Raw genomic sequence first — 16,491 nt, 5'->3', positions numbered from 1 at the left:
CAGATGTATTTCTGTCTCAGGTTGCGGCATCTGTCAGGCGGGCCAATGTCTCGTCGCGGCCCAGCACCAGCATCATATCGAAAACCGAAGGTGTCACGGCCCGCCCTGCAAGGGCTGCACGCAGTGGTCCGGCCAGCTTGCCGAACTTGGTGTCGCGTGCGGCAGCAAAACCGTTCAAAACCTCTTCGAGAGTTTCTTTGTCCCAGCTAGCATCTTGCAGGTGCGGCGTCAATTCTCCCAGTATACTACGGGATACCGTATCAAGGTTTTTTGCAGCTTTCTCGTCGCACTCAATAGGGCGTGATGTCAGGATAAAATGACCCTTTTCAACGAGTTCCGGTAATGTCTTGGCTCTCTCCTTCAGGCAATACAGCGCACGCTCCAATCCTGATGACTGTGCGTCGCTTAGGGCAGGGAGGCGTGCTGCCGCCAGATAGCCTTCGACTTCGTGCCGCAGTGCAGCATCATCTGCTACTGCGATGTGTTGGCCGCAAATATTTTCCAGCTTTTTAAGGTCAAACTGTGCAGGGCTTTTGCGGATTGCATCAATGTCGAACCACTCTTTCGCCTGCTCATCACTGAAAAACTCGTCGTCACCATGGCTCCATCCGAGGCGGGCCAGATAATTGCGCATGCCCGCCGCAGGATAGCCCATAGCCTGATATTCCTGTGCGCCCAATGCGCCGTGACGTTTGCTTAATTTCTTGCCGTCATCACCGTGGATAAGCGGGATGTGCGACCAAACCGGCACGTTCCAACCCATGCCGTGATAGATCATCATCTGCCGCGCCGCATTGTTGAGGTGGTCATCACCACGGATTACGTGCGTAACGCCCATGTCGTGATCGTCCACGACGACAGCCAGCATATATACCGGAGAGCCATCCGAGCGCAGCAGGATCATGTCGTCCAGCTGGGCGTTATCAATGGTCACATCTCCCTGCACAGTGTCGCGGATGACTGTCTTGCCCGCATCGGGTGCTTTGATGCGGATCACAAACGGCGCATCAGGATGTGTAGAAGTATCCGCATTGCGCCACGGCGAGCGGTAGAGCGTACTTTTGCCTTCGGCGCGCGCAGTCTCGCGGAAAGCCTCGATTTCATCCTGAGTCGCGAAACACTTGAACGCGGCACCTTTTGCGAGCAATTCGTGTGCAACTTCCGCGTGACGCGGTGCCATTTCATGCTGGCTTACCACCTCGCCATCGTGATCAAGCCCAAGCCACGCCAACCCCTGCAAGATAGCTGCTGTCGCCTCGGGGGTGTAGCGGGCGCGGTCTGTATCTTCGATCCGCAACAAAAATTTGCCGCCGCGTCCGCGGGCATAAAGCCAGTTGAACAGTGCGGTGCGCGCGCCCCCGATGTGCAGAAAACCCGTGGGTGACGGAGCAAAGCGGGTAACGATTTCAGAGCACATATGAGGTCCTTTCGGGGGTGGGCAGGGGCAGTAGCAGTATTAACTCTGCGGTCATGTTTACGATTTGGTAACCATGGCGCTGATAGGTTTGGAAACATGTATCCAGTGAAGCGAACGGGGGCAAGCAATGGGCGTGGCGCAAAGCTTTGCCGAAATGATGCGCGCCCAGCGGGGGGCGCTGTTTGGCTGGGTGCCGGTGTTTCTGGCAGTCGGTGTCGGTCTCTATTTCCAACTGGGGTTCGAGCCATCGATGATCCATTTGGGTCGGGTCGCTCTTGCAGGGCTATTTTGTGCTGCCTTCGCGCGCGGTCTGCCAGAGCCTGCGCGCCCTCTTGCGGTTGCGGGGTTATTGGTCTGTCTAGGTGTGCTGCTGGCGTCTGCACGGGCGCATTCCGTTGCAGGGCCTGTCCTAGGTTTTCGCTACTACGGCGCTGTCGAGGGGCGTGTCGTCGCCATTGACCGCTCCGGTTCGGATGCGCTGCGTCTAACGCTTGACCACGTTGTACTCGACCGTGTCTCGCCTGAGCGCACCCCGCTTCGTGTGCGGCTGTCCCTGCTTGGTGACCGAAGCAGTGATATTCCACCCGAACCGGGGCTGCGGGTGATGATTACCGGCCATTTATCGCCCCCTTCCGGCTCCGTTGAACCGGGCGGGTTTGATTTTCAGCGACACGCTTGGTTTATCGGTCTGGGGGCGGTGGGATATGCCCGCACACCGTTGATGGGCGTCGCTGAGCCTGCGGGTGGCTTGGGTGTTTTCCGGGTTCGCATGGCCGCCTCTGCGCGCATTCAGGAAGTGCTGGCAGGAGATGTGGGTGGTTTTGCTGCCGCTATTACCACCGGCGACCGCTCTGCCATCAGCCAGCAGGCCCTCGACGCGCTCAGGGCCAGCAATCTGGCGCATCTGCTGGCCATATCGGGGCTGCATATGGGCTTGATGTCGGGTGTGGTATTTGCCGCGCTGCGCATCGCCCTTGCGCTTGTGCCGCCTCTCGCCCTGCGCGTGCCCGCGCGCAGTATCGCGGCAGCCGGTGCGCTTGTCGCGGCGGCGGGGTATCTGGCGCTGTCGGGAGGAAATGTTGCCACCCAGCGGGCATTTATCATGGTGGCGGTGGCATTAGTGGCGCTGATGATCGGGCGTCGGGCGATCAGCTTGAGAGGCGTTGCAATTGCAGCGACAATTGTGCTGGTTCTGCGGCCCGAGGCCCTGATGGGTCCGGGGTTCCAGATGTCCTTTGCTGCCACGACCGCTCTGGTCGCAGTGTTCGGCTGGATACGTGATGAAAAAATCTCGATGGGTCCGGGCTGGCTCAAACCGGTGAGCGCGGTTGTGATTTCCTCTGCCGTTGCGGGCATTGCCACTGCGCCGATCGGCGCCGCGCATTTCAACGCGATCGCCCAATATGGATTGCTGGCTAACCTTGTCTCCGTGCCGTTAATGGGGGTGCTTGTCATTCCCGCGGCCGTGGTCGCGGTGGTGCTGGCCCCTATCGGACTTGAGATTGTCGGCCTCTGGCTGATGAGCTTTGGCGTGTGGTGGATCCTTGCGGTGGCGCATTTCGTTACTGCCCTGCCACAATCGCGCAGTTATGTCGTGGGGCCGGATGCGGCGGTTTTGCCGCTCCTGGCGCTGGGATTCCTCACGCTGATCCTGTGGCGCGGGCGCCTGCGCTGGGGCGGGCTTGTGGCAATTGCCGCGTCATTTTTGATCTGGTCAGGCACGCAACGGCCTGACGTTCTCATCTCTGATACCGGTACGCTGGTGGGGGTCATGACGCTGGAGGGACGCGCACTGAGCAAGGCGCGGGGCGCCGGCTTTGCGGCGCGCAACTGGCTCGAAAATGATGGCGATGGCAGTGATCAGGGTGTTGCCAATGCGCGCTGGGATGCGAATAGCACTGCTATCATGCACCTGTCGGGCAAGCGCGCCGTCGAAGCGTTCAAGGGCTGCGTTAGGGGGCAAGTTGTAGTAAGTTCCGTTAAATTCGATCCTCAGGATTTGCCCTGTGTGGTGCATGATCCCGACAGCCTCAAACAGACCGGCGCGCTGGCCTACCGATTTGGTGCGCAGGGGCTCGAAATGGCGCAGACTGCACGCACTGCTTCGGGGGATCGGTTGTGGACCTATTGGCCTGAACGCAAAACGCCGCGCACACCTGAGCGGTATGCACGGCGCAATAAAGACTAAGCAAGCCCGTCAGTAGGAGCGGATCAGCCCAACAAGACGCCCTTGAACCTTGACCATATCCGCAGGGTATACACGCGTCTCATACGCGGGGTTCGCCGCCTCGAGCGCGATGGAAGAGCCGCTGCGCTTGAACCGTTTGAGTGTTGCCTCGTGATCCTCGACCAATGCAACGACGATATCGCCGTTTTCGGCCACTTCGGTTTCACGGATCACTACGACATCACCGTCATTGATACCGGCCTCGATCATCGAATCGCCTTTGACCTCAAGGGCGTAATGCGCGCCGGCACCTGACAGCATCGCGTTCGGAACTGTCACACCATAGGAGCGCTGGTTTATCGCCTCGATCGGGACACCGGCGGCGATTTTGCCCATCACGTCCAGTTCGGTTGCCTCGACGCTGCTAACGGGCAGGGCGCGGGCAGGCGGCGGCGTATCGGGGCGGTCACCGTTAATCACGCGCGGCTGGAAACCTGCACCTGTCATACTGTCGGGCAGTTTTACAACCTCGATGGCGCGCGCGCGGTGGGCCAGACGGCGGATAAATCCGCGCTCCTCAAGAGCAGTAATCAGGCGGTGAATGCCCGATTTCGACCGCAGATCAAGCGCTTCTTTCATTTCGTCAAAGCTTGGCGGTACTCCGTCACGCTGAACGCGTTTGTGAATAAAGGCTAACAAATCAAGCTGTTTTTTGGTCAGCACTGCACATCCCCTGGTTATTATGTCTCTTTTTGTTCTAGGGACGTTCTTGTTTTGTGTCAACGAGTTTAGAGGTCGATAACCTCAACCATTGACCCGGCATTCAATGCCGGCTCATCCGCTGCGCGCACCAGCAGGGCGTTTGCGCCCGCCAATACGGTCAACAGCGAGCTGTCTTGTTGGGTGGCGGGGATTACGCGGCCTTGGACAAGGCTCGCACGCATATAATGCTCGCGTGGGCCATTGGCGGGCATGTCAACGGCCAGCGGAACTGACCTGCGGGGTGCGGCCGCTTGCCCCAATCCCAGCATGGCCCGCAGCATTGGCGCCACGAAGACCACGCCACAAACCAGCGCGGATACCGGATTGCCGGGTAAACCGACCATGATCGATCCGCCCAGCTTACCTGCCATCAGCGGCTTTCCGGGGCGCATTGCGACTTTGTAAAACGACTGGCTCATGCCCAGTTGCGCGGCGACCGGAGCAACCAGATCATGATCGCCGACAGACGCACCACCGATGGTTATGATCATGTCGGCGCCCTGTGCCAGTTCGAATGCGCGCAGGAGCGAAGCGGTCGTGTCACGTGCAATGGGCATCAAACGGGCATCGGCCCCTAGCGCGTCGAGTTGCGCGGCAAGGCCGTAGGTGTTCGATGCGATGATCTGGTCCGGTCCTGGCATTTCGCCCGGTTGAACGAGTTCGTCGCCGGTGGCGATGATCGCGACAACGGGTTTGCGAAAGACTGGTACAATTGGCACATTCATCGCGGCCAGCAAGGCAATATCGGCAGGGCGCAACCTGAGTGGAGCCGATACAGTCTGCCCGGTAGTAAAGTCGCCGCCAGCGGGGCGGATGTTGTCCTTCTCCCCGATCCGGTGACCGAGGGTGATCAAATCGCCACGACGCGTCACGTCTTCTTGTATGACTACAAAATCAGCACCGTCAGGCACCGGCGCACCGGTAAAGATCCGCACTGCCTGTCCCGCCCTCAGCGTGCCGTTATAGCGGTGGCCTGCAGCAGCCTCGCCGACCACTTTGAACATGGCGTCCGGCTCCACCTCGGCACGGCGCAGCGCGTAGCCGTCCATGGAAGAGGCGGCAAAAGGAGGCTGGCTGCGCTGTGCGACAACGTCGCGGGCCAGCACACGGCCAGACGCCGCGCGCAGGGGTATTTCCTCGATTTGCATGGGCGTGACCAGTGCGAACAACTCTGCCAAAGCCTGTTCAACGGTGATCATGGTAGCGTATGTCGGCCTGATTTCCCGCCGTCTTTAAGGGTGACGCGTAAACCGCCGATTTCCATGGTTTTGTCTACGGCCTTGCTCATGTCATAAACTGTCAGAGCGGCAATAGATGCAGCTGTCAACGCTTCCATCTCGACACCTGTTTGACCGGTGGTTTTGACAGTGGCCGTGATGCGTATGCCGGGCAGGGCGGCATCGGGTACCAGATCAACCGAAACCGATGTGATCGGCAGCGGGTGGCACAGCGGAATAAGATCGGAAGTTTTCTTGGCGGCCATAATTCCAGCGAGGCGGGCAACCCCCAGAACATCGCCTTTCTTGGCGCGCCCTTGGGTAATTATATCGAATGTTTCGGGCTGCATCTGGATAAAGTTCTCGGCGGTCGCAATGCGCGCTGTCACCGCTTTGCCCGAGACATCCACCATATGGGCATGTCCGTCTCCGTCGAAATGCGTCAACGACATTACATACCTCCTGCGCGCAGGGGATTGGCCAGCAGATTGCGTGTGGCACCGGCGACATCCTCCTGACGCATCAGGCTTTCGCCGATCAGGAATGTCCGCGCGCCGAAGCGCGCCATGTCGGCAAGGTCCTGCGCTGTGTTCAGCCCGCTTTCGCACACGATCATCCGCTCGCCGGGAACGTGTTTTGACAGGGTACGGGTGGTGTCCAACGAAGTTTCGAAGGTGTTCAGGTTGCGATTGTTAATCCCGATCATGCGCGATTTGAGGAGTAAAGCACGCTCCACCTCTGCGGCGTTATGGGTCTCTATCAGGGCGTCCATGCCATATTGGGTGGCTGCATCCTCAAGCTCGGCGGCCTGCGCATCCGACACACTTGCCATGATGATCAATATGCAATCAGCGCCCATGCTGCGCGCCTCGGCGACCTGATAGGTGTCATACATGAAATCCTTGCGCAGTACCGGCAGGTCGCAGGCGGCGCGGGCATCTATCAGAAACTGCTTTGCACCCTGAAAGCTGGGCGTGTCGGTCAGCACGGACAGGCAGGTCGCACCGCCATCCTCATAGGCCTTCGCAAGAGCGGAAGGATCAAAATCAGCGCGGATCAACCCTTTTGATGGGCTGGCCTTTTTTATCTCTGCGATCAGACCGTAATTCTCAATCGACGCCGTGAGGAGAGCATCCGCAAAGGGGCGTACAGGTGGCGCAGCCGCAGCCAGCGCCTCGACCTCCTCTAAGGGTACGGCGGCCTTGTCGGCGGCAATTTCTTCGAGCTTGTAGGCTTTGATTTTCTCTAGGATTGTCTGTGTCATAGTGCCTCCGGATCGCTCCAGTTTATGGACCCATGCCCTTGGCTGCGCAACCACGCATTGGTGCGGCTAAAGGGTTTTGAGCCGCGAAATGCCTCAAAAGTCGCGCCCCTCTTTGTAACGCCCAAAGGCGAGGGGTGGGAGGAGAGCAATTTGAAGTTCATGCTTGCTTCAACCTCCTGCGCGGCTTTATGCGCCGGCCCACCCCAGAGCAAATAGGCACGCGGGGCAGTGGCCAGATGGCGCAGTATTTGGCCGGTGAGGGTTTGCCAGCCAAGCTTCGCATGTCCTTTCGGCAAGCCCTCGGGCACAGTCAGGATTGTGTTGAGCAACAGCACGCCTTGATCCGCCCAGTCATCAAGCTGGGTGCGGGTTCGGACTGTGCCTGTATCATCGCGCAATTCCTTGAGGATATTACCCAGACTATCAAGGCGACCTCCGAAGTCGGCTGTGATCGAGAACGCAAGCCCGTCTGCCTTACCCACAGTATGATAAGGGTCTTGTCCCAGTATGACGACGCGCACGTCGTTAGGCTGCACCCGCTCCAAGGCGTTGAAAACCAGTTGCGAGGGCGGCAGGACCGTGCGGGTGTCAGCGGCAATCTGTGCTTGAATGTCGGGCAAAGTCCGGCTGAAGAACTCAAGTTCCCCCCATGCGCCAAGGCGGTCCAGTTCGAACATCAACCTGCTTGTGTAATGCGGGCCACTGCGGTGATTTTTTCCCGTGCAGTGCCGCTATCTATGCTGGCGCGGGCTATCTCCACCCCTGTTCCGAGGTCGGGGGCCGCTTCGGCAATTACCAAGGCGGCGGCTGAATTTAGCAAAACCGCATCGCGGTAGGGCGACTGTTCGCCGTCCAGAAGGGCATTGAATGCCGCTGCGTTCTCTTCGGGCGTACCGCCGACGATTGTCTCGAACGCGTGCACAGGCAGGCCCGCATCCTCTGGATGGATCTCAATTTCCGTAATCTGGCCATCTTTCAGCGCGCTCACCCAACTCACCCCGGTGATGGTCAATTCGTCCGTCCCGTCCGACCCGTGGACCAACCATGCCGCTTCCGACCCGAGCGCGAGCAGCGTCTCGGCCATGGGGCGCGTCAGATCGCGCCTGTAGGTGCCCGTCAGCTGGCGTTTGACGCCTGCGGGGTTCGTCAGCGGCCCGAGAATATTAAAGATTGTGCGCGTCCCCAACTCCGAGCGTGTGGGCATCACATGGGCAATGGCAGGATGGTGCATCGGCGCCATCATAAACCCGATTCCCGCCTCTTTGAGTGCTTGCTCAACCACCTTTGGGCCGACCATCGTTTTCAGCCCCATTTGCGTCAGAGCATCCGCCGCACCGGATTTAGAGCTCAGATTGCGGTTGCCGTGTTTGGCCACGACCACGCCTGCGCCAGCGACGACAAAGGCTGTAGCGGTAGAGATGTTGAGCGTGCCTTTTCCATCACCGCCGGTGCCGACAATATCCATCGCGCCATCCGGCGCACGAACGGCATGGCATTTCGCGCGCATCACTGCGGCGGCGGCGGCATACTCATCCACCGTCTCGCCGCGTGTGCGCAGGGCCATCAAAAATCCGCCGATCTGGCTGGGTGTTGCCTCGCCGTTGAACAGGATGCCAAAGGCTTCTTCAGCCTGCAAGCGTGTCAGGGGACCATTCGCGGCTGCGTCAATCAGGGGTTTAAGCTGTTCACTCATGCGGGTTCTTTGACCTCCTTGAGAAAATTCTCCAACAGGGCATGGCCATGCTCAGACCGGATGGATTCAGGATGGAACTGGACCCCGTGGATCGGCAGATCGCGGTGTTGCAGCCCCATAATTGTACCATCCTCCAGCTCTGCAGTGATCTCCAGACAGTCTGGTAGGCTTGCACGCTCGACGATCAACGAGTGATAGCGGGTGGCGGCAAAAGGTGTCGGCAGGTTTGTGAACAGACCCTTGCCGGTGTGGTGCATCTGGCCCATTTTGCCGTGCACGATCTCGCCCGCTCTTACAACCTTTCCGCCGAAGGCTTCGCCGATCGTCTGGTGACCCAGACATACCCCGAGCAGCGGGATGCCTGCCTCTGCCGCCGCGTGTGTCAGAGCAATGCAGATGCCCGCCTGTGACGGATCACACGGACCGGGCGACAGCACAATGCCTGCGGGGCGCAGCGCCAGCGCTTCGTCCACGCTCAGCGTATCGTTGCGGCGGATGTCCATCTGCGCGCCCAAAGCCCCCAGATAGTGCACCAGATTATAGGTGAAGCTGTCATAGTTATCGATCAACAGGAGCATCTTGGGAAAACTTCGTATTAGGACTAGAGAAACGGGGTGCAAACGGGGTATAAAGCTGGTGAGTAGATGGTCAGTCTTGGGCGGTATCGTCAAGGGGCTGGGCCGCCGCATCCCGCATTAACCGGTTGAAAAGATCCGGAATGGGGCTGGTGCGGGAGAACAGGACAAGGGTGCACCAGCTATGGCACGTGGTATTTTCGGCGGAATTGCACTGGGCGCTGTGTTCAGTGTGGGGGTAGCGGGCGTTGTGTCCGTTCTGGTCCCGATGGAGCCGCGACCGGCCCCGCAAACCGGCTCGGCAGACAATGTCGCTGCACCGCGGGCGGTTGCGTCACAGCCTTTCGTAAACGCACCCGCCGCGGGAGAGGTCACCGCTACCCAGCCGCAGGGCAGTTTGCGTGCCCCAACCCCTGAGACTTTGCCAAAAGAACCTGCAGCCGCCGCCTTGGCGCCGCAAACAACCGCGGATGCCCCGGCTCCCGTCGCAGGAGGCACGATTGCGCAGAGTTCCGTAACGTCGCCTGCTAGAAACGAGAGTGTCACCTCGTCTACGGCACCTTCGGCCTTGCCGCCCGTAGCGGAAGGCGGTTCGGACGTTGCAACTGTGATACCAGCTGCGCCACCCCAGCCCGAAACCGGTACAGTTGCTAACCTGACAGAGCCGCGTCCGCTTCCGCAAGGTGTGGCAGCACGCGCAGCCGAGGACGAGCCTGTGTTGCCCAATCCGCAAGCACTGGCCCCGATGATCCCAGACGACAGTCAGGATACCGAAGTCGTGGCACAAGCGCCTCAGGCCATTGCGCCCGACACTGCGGATACCCCTACTGCGGGCACGGCCCCGGAAGAAGAGATATTTACACAGGTCGATCCTGCGCCGGAGGGAGCCGAAGCCCCCTTGCAGACGGCCCAAGCAGCAAGGCCGCGGGTTCTGGACGTGCCGGGTAGGCCAGTTGGCACGCTTGGCGGACAAGTGCGCAGCAGTGTTGGTACGCCGGCAAACACCCTTGTTACCCGCTCGGCCCAGCCTGACGTGGAGCCGGTCGAGACAGTAATCATCGAAGCTGGTGGCGCAGATGATACGCGGCCCATCAGCCGCAATGCCCAACCTTTTGCCAATCCCGAAGGCAAACCCCTGATGGGGATTGTCCTGATAGACACCGGTGCCGATCTGGATGCAGGCGGGATCGGATTGCCTGCCTTGTCGAGCTTTCCCTATCCGGTCAGCTTTGCCGTAGACATGGGTCTGCCCGATGCCGCCGACCGCGCGGCGCGTTTTCGAAGTGAAGGGTTTGATGTGCTTGCCATGCTTGACCTGCCCGCAGGCGCGCAGCCCTCCGATGCGGAAGTGTCGCTGAGCGTGGCAATACAAGAAATGCCCGAGATTGTTGGCATACTGGAGGGGACAGGCGAGGGGCTGCAAGGCACCCGCGAAGTCGCTGACCAAGTTACGCGAATACTGCAGGCCAGCGGTCATGGCCTTGTGACGCAAAGCAAGGGCCTCAACTCTATGCCGAAACTGGCGCTCAAGGAAGGCGTGCCCGCCGCACCGGTATTTCGCGATTTCGACAGCGAAGGTCAGCAACCGCGGGTCATCCGCCGCTTCCTTGATCAGGCCGCGTTCAAGGCAGGACAGGAGGGCGGCGTGATTGTGCTTGGCCGTTTGCGTCCCGAGACGATTGAGGCGCTGCTGGTTTGGGGTTTGGCGGACCGCGCAGGATCAGTCGCGCTCGCGCCTGTGTCGGCGGTTTTATTGGGGCAATAGGCGGCTGGTTCATGACCCAATGCCTCCGCTTATGTCTGGCCTTTTAGGTCCGAACGCAGGATATGCGCCACATCCGTGTTCTAGCCGAGGTGGACCTGTCCGGCCGGGTATTTGACCCGTGGCACACTGCGCGTCGCAAGGAAAAAACCAATGGCAAGAGGGCCTACGCGGCCTATAAACATTGTAAAAATTATCACTGCACGGCCGAAATTGTCCAAATCAACGGTGGCACCCCGCGACAGACCAACAGTGCCGAAGGCAGATGTGACCTCGAAAGCGAGATCGAGGAACTCTCCGTCATGGCTGATGGAGACCAGAAAAATGCCCGTAAGAACCAGCAGCATCGAGAGGGTGGTGAGGGCCATTACCTTCATCACTTCGTTTAGCCCGATAGAGCGTCCAAAAGCGTGAAGAACGGTGCGGCGGCGGAAAAAAGCAACAGTTGCCAACAACAGGACTGCGAGTGTCGTCACCTTGATTCCCCCTGCGGTCGAGGTGCTGCCGCCGCCGACGATCATCAGGGTTATGGTGAGTATGGTCGAGCTGTCGTGCATACCTGCGGTGTTGATCGTGTTAAAGCCGGCTGTGCGCGGGGTAACACCCTGAAACCAGCTTGCCCAAAGTTTGTCAGTGGTGCTCAAGGGTCCTAGCGTTTGGGGGTTTGACCATTCCAGCAGTCCAAAGGCCACGCTTCCCCAGACAATAAGCACCAGCGTGCCTGACAGCATCAACTTTGAATGCAGGTTGAGCTTTGCCCAAGATCGTTTTTGATAGATGTCGCCCAGCACGATGAAACCGATACCGCCGAAGATGAACAAGAGCGGGATCACCATATTGACGACCGGATTGCCGACCCACTGTGAAAGGCTGTCGGCATGGAGGGCAAAGCCTGCGTTATTGAACGCGGAGACAGAGTGGAATACGGCCTGCCAGATGCCGTTCCATCCGTATTGTGGCACAAACACAAAGGCGAGGGCGACGGCACCAATGGTCTGGCATATAAGTGCGATCACGAGGATGATGCGCACCAGAACCATTAAGTTCGAGATCGAGGTCTGGTTCACCTCCTCGCGCAGGATCAAGCGCTGGGGCATGCCGACACGAATACCCAAAGCCCCCAGAACCAGCACGGCAGTGGTCATCAGGCCGATTCCGCCCAGTTGGATCAAAATGGCAATGACCGCCTGACCAAATCCGGTAAACGCGGCTCCTGTATCAACCAGCACCAGCCCCGTTACCGTAACTGCAGAGGCAGAGGTGAAAACTGCATCGCTCAGACCGATGTCTCCATGATGCGAGATAGGAAGCCACAGGACCAGCGCGCCGATTATGATGAATACGGTGTAAAGGAGCACCAGAACCACAGGCGGCGGGAGGGCGATATTCTTTCGAGAGAACGTCCCGCGCTTGAACCGCAGTCGCATGTCTAAAGGCTTCCGGCAAATTCGCGCAGATCCTTGCGCTGGCCCAGAAGCAGAAGAAGATCGGCCCGTTCGAGCCTGCATTCGGCTCCGTCCAGCCCGATATACTCGGTACCTCGCATGACGCCGATGCAACGCAGGTTAAACCCGTCTCTATGCTTGAGCTCGGCCAGCGATTTGCCTTCGAGGCTTTCGGGAATGCGAAAATTTACAACGTGGTAGCCATTGCCGAGGCTGACGTAATCGCGCACCAGCGGATTGTGCAAAACTTGCGCGATGTGCTGGCCGACCTCGACTTCAGGATGGATGATCCGGTCAACGCCGAGCTTGCTCAGGATGCGGTGGTGGGTTTTAGTAGTTGCCTTGGCCCAGACGATCGGCACGCCGACCAGTTTGAGATTGATCGAGGCCAGTATGCTCGCCTCCAGATCCGACCCCATCGCGACCAGCGCGATATCACAATCGGCTACGCCGGCCTCGCGCAGGGCAACATCATCGCGGGCATCGACGATCATCGCCTGGGACAGATTTTCGGCGTGACGGCCCACGCGCCCTTCATCGATGTCGATACCGATGACGTGATTGCCGAAACGCTGCAATTCTGCTGCGACCGTGCTCCCGAAATTTCCGAGGCCAATGACGGCGAAAGTGCGGGTGGGGTTCTTAACCATATTCTGGGTCCTGTCACGGCGTGCTGTGATTTGAATAACCGGTCGATGACTGAAGCGTGATGCCGGTCGCGAGTTCTTGCGACCAGTGTAAGCAAAGCTTTATAAAATTGGATAACCTGCGTCTCGTTCTGCCGCTGCGCCTTAGCTGTTCGTGCCGCCGTCGAAACGTGCTGCGTCCTCGGCAGCGCGGCGAATCGCGCCGGATTTATGCACTGTCTCCATATACTCCGCTTCGGGATCACTGTCGTATACCACGCCGCCGCCAGCCTGAATATACAGTGTCTGGTCCTTGATCACGGCCGTGCGAAGCGCGATGCACATGTCCATGTCGCCGCCGGCGCTGAAATATCCCACACCACCGCCGTAAACGCCGCGTTTTTCAGGCTCCAGTTCGTCGATGATTTGCATTGCGCGGACCTTCGGGGCGCCCGAGACTGTACCGGCGGGCATCCCTGCAAAAAACGCATCAAGCGCGTCACAATCCTCGCGCAACTCGCCCACAACGTTCGATACGATATGCATGACGTGTGAATACCGCTCGACGATGAATTCTTCGGTTGGGCGCACGGTGCCGATTTTGGCAACACGGCCCACATCGTTGCGCCCCAGATCGAACAGCATCAGATGCTCGGCCAGTTCTTTGGGGTCGGCCATCAGATCGGCCTCAAGGGCGCGATCTTCTTCGGGGGTTTGGCCGCGGGGACGGGTACCTGCGATGGGGCGTATGGTGATTTCCTGCCCGAATACCCGTACGAGGATCTCGGGGCTGGCCCCGACCACATGGAAGCCGCCAAAGTTGAAGTAGAACATGAAGGGCGATGGATTGGTGCGCCGCAGCGAGCGGTAGAGAGAAAAGGGCGGTTGTGGAAAGGCCTGGGCCCACCGCTGGGAAGGGACGACTTGAAAAATATCGCCTGCTTTGATGTATTCCTGCGCTTTACGCACAGCGTCTTTATAGGCGTCTTTCGTGAAATTGCTCACTGCTTCAGGCGTGATAGTCGCCTCGCCCAGATCGCGGGAGGATCCTGCGGGGGATCGCTCAAGATCGCGCACAGCGTCCATGACCCGCTCGGCGGCTTGGGCGTAGGCCGCGCGCGCCGACTGGCCGGGCGTGACCCATGCAGGTGATACAACCGTTACCTCGCCCTTTACCCCGTCAAGCACGGCCACAACCGAAGGGCGCAGCATCACGGCATCGGGAAGCCCGAGTGGGTCGGGGTTCACGTCTGGAAGACGTTCGACAAGACGGATCATGTCATATCCCAGATAGCCGAACAGACCGGCGGCGGCTTGTGGCATGTCGTCGGGAAGGTCGATCCTGCTCTCGGCGATGAGGCTGCGCAGCGCGGTCAGGGGATCGCCCGCGACAGTCTCGTAAGCATCGGGGTCATAGCGGGCAGCGCGATTAACCTCGCTTGTGGTGCCATTACAACGCCATATGAGGTCGGGTTTCATCCCGATGATGCTGTAGCGCCCGCGCACTTCTCCGCCAGTGACAGATTCGAGCATGAATGCGTTTTCAGCCGCACCGCCAAGTTTCAGCATGAGCGACACAGGCGTGTCCAGATCCGCAGCAAGACGGGTATAGACAACCTGATGGTGGCCCGCGTCATACTGCGCCGCAAATGTGTCGAAGGAAGGTGTAAGTCCCATTTTACTGGAAGTTCACATTCACGGCGTTGACCGCGCGGGGGTCGATGTTCTGACCTGCGCGCAGCAGTGTGTCATCGGCAAATATATCAAACAGACCGCGTGCGAGCGCCTCATTCTGCTGGTTGCGCAACTGTGCCACAAGCGCTGTTGCCTCTTCGCTGTCGCCAGCGGCGTTGATCGCATCGAGACGCACCAGAACCACGGTTTCCTCATCTTCGATAATACGGACATCGCCGACTTCCATCTCGAAGACTTCGGCGGTGAAGCCCACTGGTGTGTTGGTGATAAAGGCGTTGCGCGTCTGTTCTTTTGCCACCCGCACGGAGAGTCCCTGATCGGAAAGTGGGGTACCTGCCTCAAGAGCAACTTTCGCGGCTTCTGCCTGTACTGTCAGGCGTTTCACAATCTGTTCAGCGGTCCAGCGGTTCGCGACCTCTTCCGCCACATCCTCATAGGTTGCAGGGCGTTCCAGCAGCGCCTCGTCCAGACGTAGGGCAAAGACACCGCCATCGCTTAGTTGTTCGACCTGCGGAAAGTCGCCCGCTGCTACGGTCGCTGCGGCTTCTCGGAAGGCGTCATATGCGGCAATTCCGTCAGTGCTGTCCACGGTCCAGTCGATCTGTCCCAGCACCATATCGGTTTGTTCGGCTAGCTGCTCCAGTGTGTTGCCACCGGCGAGGCGATTGTCGAAATCCTCTGCGAGGCTCTCGACCTGACGGATGGCACGGTCGGCGGCGATGGCATCACGCAACTCGGGCTCGGCCTCCTCGAATGTGACGGTCTGTGCCGGCAGCACGGCGTTCACACGAAACAGGGCAGGGCCCAAATTGGTCGGGGCGGGGCCAACGATATCGCCAACAGCGGCCTCGAAAACAGGCGCGCCGGCAGCACCAAGGCTGGCGATATCAACATCACCGAGATCCACGTCCGACAGCTGCAAGCCGCGCTCTTGAACCAATGCTTCGAAGGTTGTTCCATCCACTTCCAGCGCGGCCGCGGCCTGATCGGCGGCGGCCTGATCGGCGAAAACCAGACGCTCTACCAAACGGCGCTCGGGTTGGATGTACTGTTCCGCGCGGGAATCGTATTCGGCCCGCAGCTCGTCTTCGGGGACTTCTACCTGATCAAGAATATCGGTCGGGTTCAGCCATGCATAGGTAATTTTCTTGGTTGCGGGTAAAACGAAGCTGTCGGCGTTTGCTTCGAAATATGCACGCAGCGTCTCCTCGTCGGCCTGAGGCGTGGCATCCTCGGCACCGGTGTCACTGAACAGGACCCATGTGAAATCACGCTGCTCGCCCACATAGGCGACAAGGGTCTGGGAATAGATGGCGGGCATCTCGACACCGCTCAACACAGCGCCCTGCAACAGTTGGCGGGCTGTTTCCTCGCGCAGGCTAACCTCGAAGTCGCTCTCGTTGAGACCCGCAGTACGCAGAGCTTGGGCATAGCCTTCGCGATCGAACTGTCCGTCGACTCCCTGGAAAGAAGGAATTTCAAGGATGCGGTCGCGCAGGGCTTCATCGCCGATCGACAGGCCCATCTGTGTCGCTTCATGGTCAAGGGCGCGGTCGCGGGTAATGCGTTGCAACACAGCGCGGTCAAGGCCGAGGCTTTGGGCCTGTGCAAAGCTCATGGCACTACCTGTCTGTTGGCTGATGGCGCGCAATTCGTTCTGGACCTGCCGCGCATAGGTGTCCACCGCAATAGGCTTGTCACCTACCGTACCGATGGTCCGTATATTACCGCTCAGGTTGACCGCGCCAAAGCCGCCCAAACCTATAAACAGCAGACCTACGACGATCCACATTGCGGTTTTGCCCACGCTTGATTTCTTGGCCATGACAGGTGTCCCTTGTGCAGTGTTTGGGACTGTCTAAGCACTT

General features: G+C 59.3%; 14 protein-coding genes. 2 read left to right on the top strand and 12 right to left on the bottom strand.

Annotation, left to right across the window (positions count from 1 at the left end; all coding sequences use genetic code 11):
• Nucleotides 1–16: 16 nt before the first annotated feature.
• The gene (gene gltX, locus C8N30_RS00700) at nt 17–1,417 is read right to left on the bottom strand and encodes a glutamate--tRNA ligase (RefSeq protein ID WP_025062568.1); all 1,401 of its coding nucleotides are present in this window, start codon (nt 1,415–1,417) and stop codon (nt 17–19) included.
• 127 nt (nt 1,418–1,544) lie between these two features.
• On the opposite strand from gltX, the gene C8N30_RS00695 reads away from it, so the two are divergent.
• Nucleotides 1,545–3,605, top strand: a complete 2,061-nt coding sequence (locus C8N30_RS00695) for a ComEC/Rec2 family competence protein (RefSeq protein WP_025062567.1) — start codon at nt 1,545–1,547, stop codon at nt 3,603–3,605.
• Nucleotides 3,606–3,614: 9 nt separating this feature from the next.
• Here the strand turns inward: C8N30_RS00695 and lexA are convergent, their stop codons facing one another.
• The 7 genes from lexA to C8N30_RS00660 form a co-directional block, all read right to left on the bottom strand.
• A complete protein-coding gene (lexA, locus tag C8N30_RS00690; protein WP_025062566.1) occupies nt 3,615–4,307 on the bottom strand; it encodes a transcriptional repressor LexA in 693 nt (230 codons plus the stop codon).
• Between the two features lie 65 nt (nt 4,308–4,372).
• Nucleotides 4,373–5,545: a molybdopterin molybdotransferase MoeA gene (locus C8N30_RS00685; RefSeq protein ID WP_025062565.1), complete on the bottom strand. Its 1,173-nt coding sequence runs from the start codon at nt 5,543–5,545 to the stop codon at nt 4,373–4,375.
• Entirely contained in the window at nt 5,542–6,015 is a 474-nt protein-coding gene (gene moaC, locus C8N30_RS00680; RefSeq protein ID WP_025062564.1) for a cyclic pyranopterin monophosphate synthase MoaC, read from the bottom strand. Before moaC ends, C8N30_RS00685 begins: the two co-directional genes overlap by 4 nt.
• Nucleotides 6,015–6,827, bottom strand: a complete 813-nt coding sequence (gene trpC, locus C8N30_RS00675) for an indole-3-glycerol phosphate synthase TrpC (protein ID WP_025062563.1) — start codon at nt 6,825–6,827, stop codon at nt 6,015–6,017. Before trpC ends, moaC begins: the two co-directional genes overlap by 1 nt.
• A complete protein-coding gene (locus C8N30_RS00670; protein WP_025062562.1) occupies nt 6,824–7,504 on the bottom strand; it encodes a uracil-DNA glycosylase in 681 nt (226 codons plus the stop codon). Before C8N30_RS00670 ends, trpC begins: the two co-directional genes overlap by 4 nt.
• Nucleotides 7,504–8,520, bottom strand: coding sequence for an anthranilate phosphoribosyltransferase (gene trpD / locus C8N30_RS00665; protein ID WP_025062561.1), 1,017 nt, complete (start codon nt 8,518–8,520; stop codon nt 7,504–7,506). Before trpD ends, C8N30_RS00670 begins: the two co-directional genes overlap by 1 nt.
• Nucleotides 8,517–9,098 (bottom strand): anthranilate synthase component II, encoded by a 582-nt coding sequence (locus C8N30_RS00660; protein ID WP_025062560.1) that lies wholly within the window; start codon nt 9,096–9,098, stop codon nt 8,517–8,519. Before C8N30_RS00660 ends, trpD begins: the two co-directional genes overlap by 4 nt.
• A gap of 181 nt (nt 9,099–9,279) precedes the next feature.
• Between C8N30_RS00660 and C8N30_RS00655 the strand changes: the two genes are divergently transcribed.
• Entirely contained in the window at nt 9,280–10,860 is a 1,581-nt protein-coding gene (locus tag C8N30_RS00655) for a divergent polysaccharide deacetylase family protein (protein WP_025062559.1), read from the top strand.
• A gap of 80 nt (nt 10,861–10,940) precedes the next feature.
• Here the strand turns inward: C8N30_RS00655 and C8N30_RS00650 are convergent, their stop codons facing one another.
• The 4 genes from C8N30_RS00650 to C8N30_RS00635 form a co-directional block, all read right to left on the bottom strand.
• Nucleotides 10,941–12,284, bottom strand: a complete 1,344-nt coding sequence (locus C8N30_RS00650) for a TrkH family potassium uptake protein (RefSeq protein ID WP_084273595.1) — start codon at nt 12,282–12,284, stop codon at nt 10,941–10,943.
• A gap of 2 nt (nt 12,285–12,286) precedes the next feature.
• Nucleotides 12,287–12,952 (bottom strand): potassium channel family protein, encoded by a 666-nt coding sequence (locus tag C8N30_RS00645; RefSeq protein ID WP_025062557.1) that lies wholly within the window; start codon nt 12,950–12,952, stop codon nt 12,287–12,289.
• Between the two features lie 141 nt (nt 12,953–13,093).
• The gene (gene trpE, locus C8N30_RS00640; protein WP_025062556.1) at nt 13,094–14,605 is read right to left on the bottom strand and encodes an anthranilate synthase component I; all 1,512 of its coding nucleotides are present in this window, start codon (nt 14,603–14,605) and stop codon (nt 13,094–13,096) included.
• 1 nt (nt 14,606) lies between these two features.
• Nucleotides 14,607–16,448, bottom strand: coding sequence for a peptidylprolyl isomerase (locus C8N30_RS00635; protein ID WP_025062555.1), 1,842 nt, complete (start codon nt 16,446–16,448; stop codon nt 14,607–14,609).
• Between the last annotated feature and the right edge of the window lie 43 nt (nt 16,449–16,491).

The organism is Sulfitobacter guttiformis, from assembly GCF_003610455.1.
In the GTDB taxonomy this organism is placed as follows: Bacteria; Pseudomonadota; Alphaproteobacteria; order Rhodobacterales; family Rhodobacteraceae; genus Sulfitobacter; species Sulfitobacter guttiformis.
The sequence above is the reverse complement of the archived record's forward strand: the minus strand, read 5'-3'. Positions and strand labels throughout refer to the sequence as shown.

Coding starts and splice junctions, on each gene's coding strand:
- C8N30_RS00695 (WP_025062567.1), top strand. CDS start 1,545: ATGGGCGTGGCGCAAAGCTTTGCCGAAATGATGCGCGCCCAGCGGGGG.
- C8N30_RS00660 (WP_025062560.1), bottom strand. CDS start 9,098: ATGCTCCTGTTGATCGATAACTATGACAGCTTCACCTATAATCTGGTG.
- trpE (WP_025062556.1), bottom strand. CDS start 14,605: ATGGGACTTACACCTTCCTTCGACACATTTGCGGCGCAGTATGACGCG.
- C8N30_RS00655 (WP_025062559.1), top strand. CDS start 9,280: ATGGCACGTGGTATTTTCGGCGGAATTGCACTGGGCGCTGTGTTCAGT.
- trpD (WP_025062561.1), bottom strand. CDS start 8,520: ATGAGTGAACAGCTTAAACCCCTGATTGACGCAGCCGCGAATGGTCCC.
- C8N30_RS00635 (WP_025062555.1), bottom strand. CDS start 16,448: ATGGCCAAGAAATCAAGCGTGGGCAAAACCGCAATGTGGATCGTCGTA.
- C8N30_RS00685 (WP_025062565.1), bottom strand. CDS start 5,545: ATGATCACCGTTGAACAGGCTTTGGCAGAGTTGTTCGCACTGGTCACG.
- C8N30_RS00650 (WP_084273595.1), bottom strand. CDS start 12,284: ATGCGACTGCGGTTCAAGCGCGGGACGTTCTCTCGAAAGAATATCGCC.
- moaC (WP_025062564.1), bottom strand. CDS start 6,015: ATGTCGTTGACGCATTTCGACGGAGACGGACATGCCCATATGGTGGAT.
- C8N30_RS00645 (WP_025062557.1), bottom strand. CDS start 12,952: ATGGTTAAGAACCCCACCCGCACTTTCGCCGTCATTGGCCTCGGAAAT.
- trpC (WP_025062563.1), bottom strand. CDS start 6,827: ATGACACAGACAATCCTAGAGAAAATCAAAGCCTACAAGCTCGAAGAA.
- gltX (WP_025062568.1), bottom strand. CDS start 1,417: ATGTGCTCTGAAATCGTTACCCGCTTTGCTCCGTCACCCACGGGTTTT.
- C8N30_RS00670 (WP_025062562.1), bottom strand. CDS start 7,504: ATGTTCGAACTGGACCGCCTTGGCGCATGGGGGGAACTTGAGTTCTTC.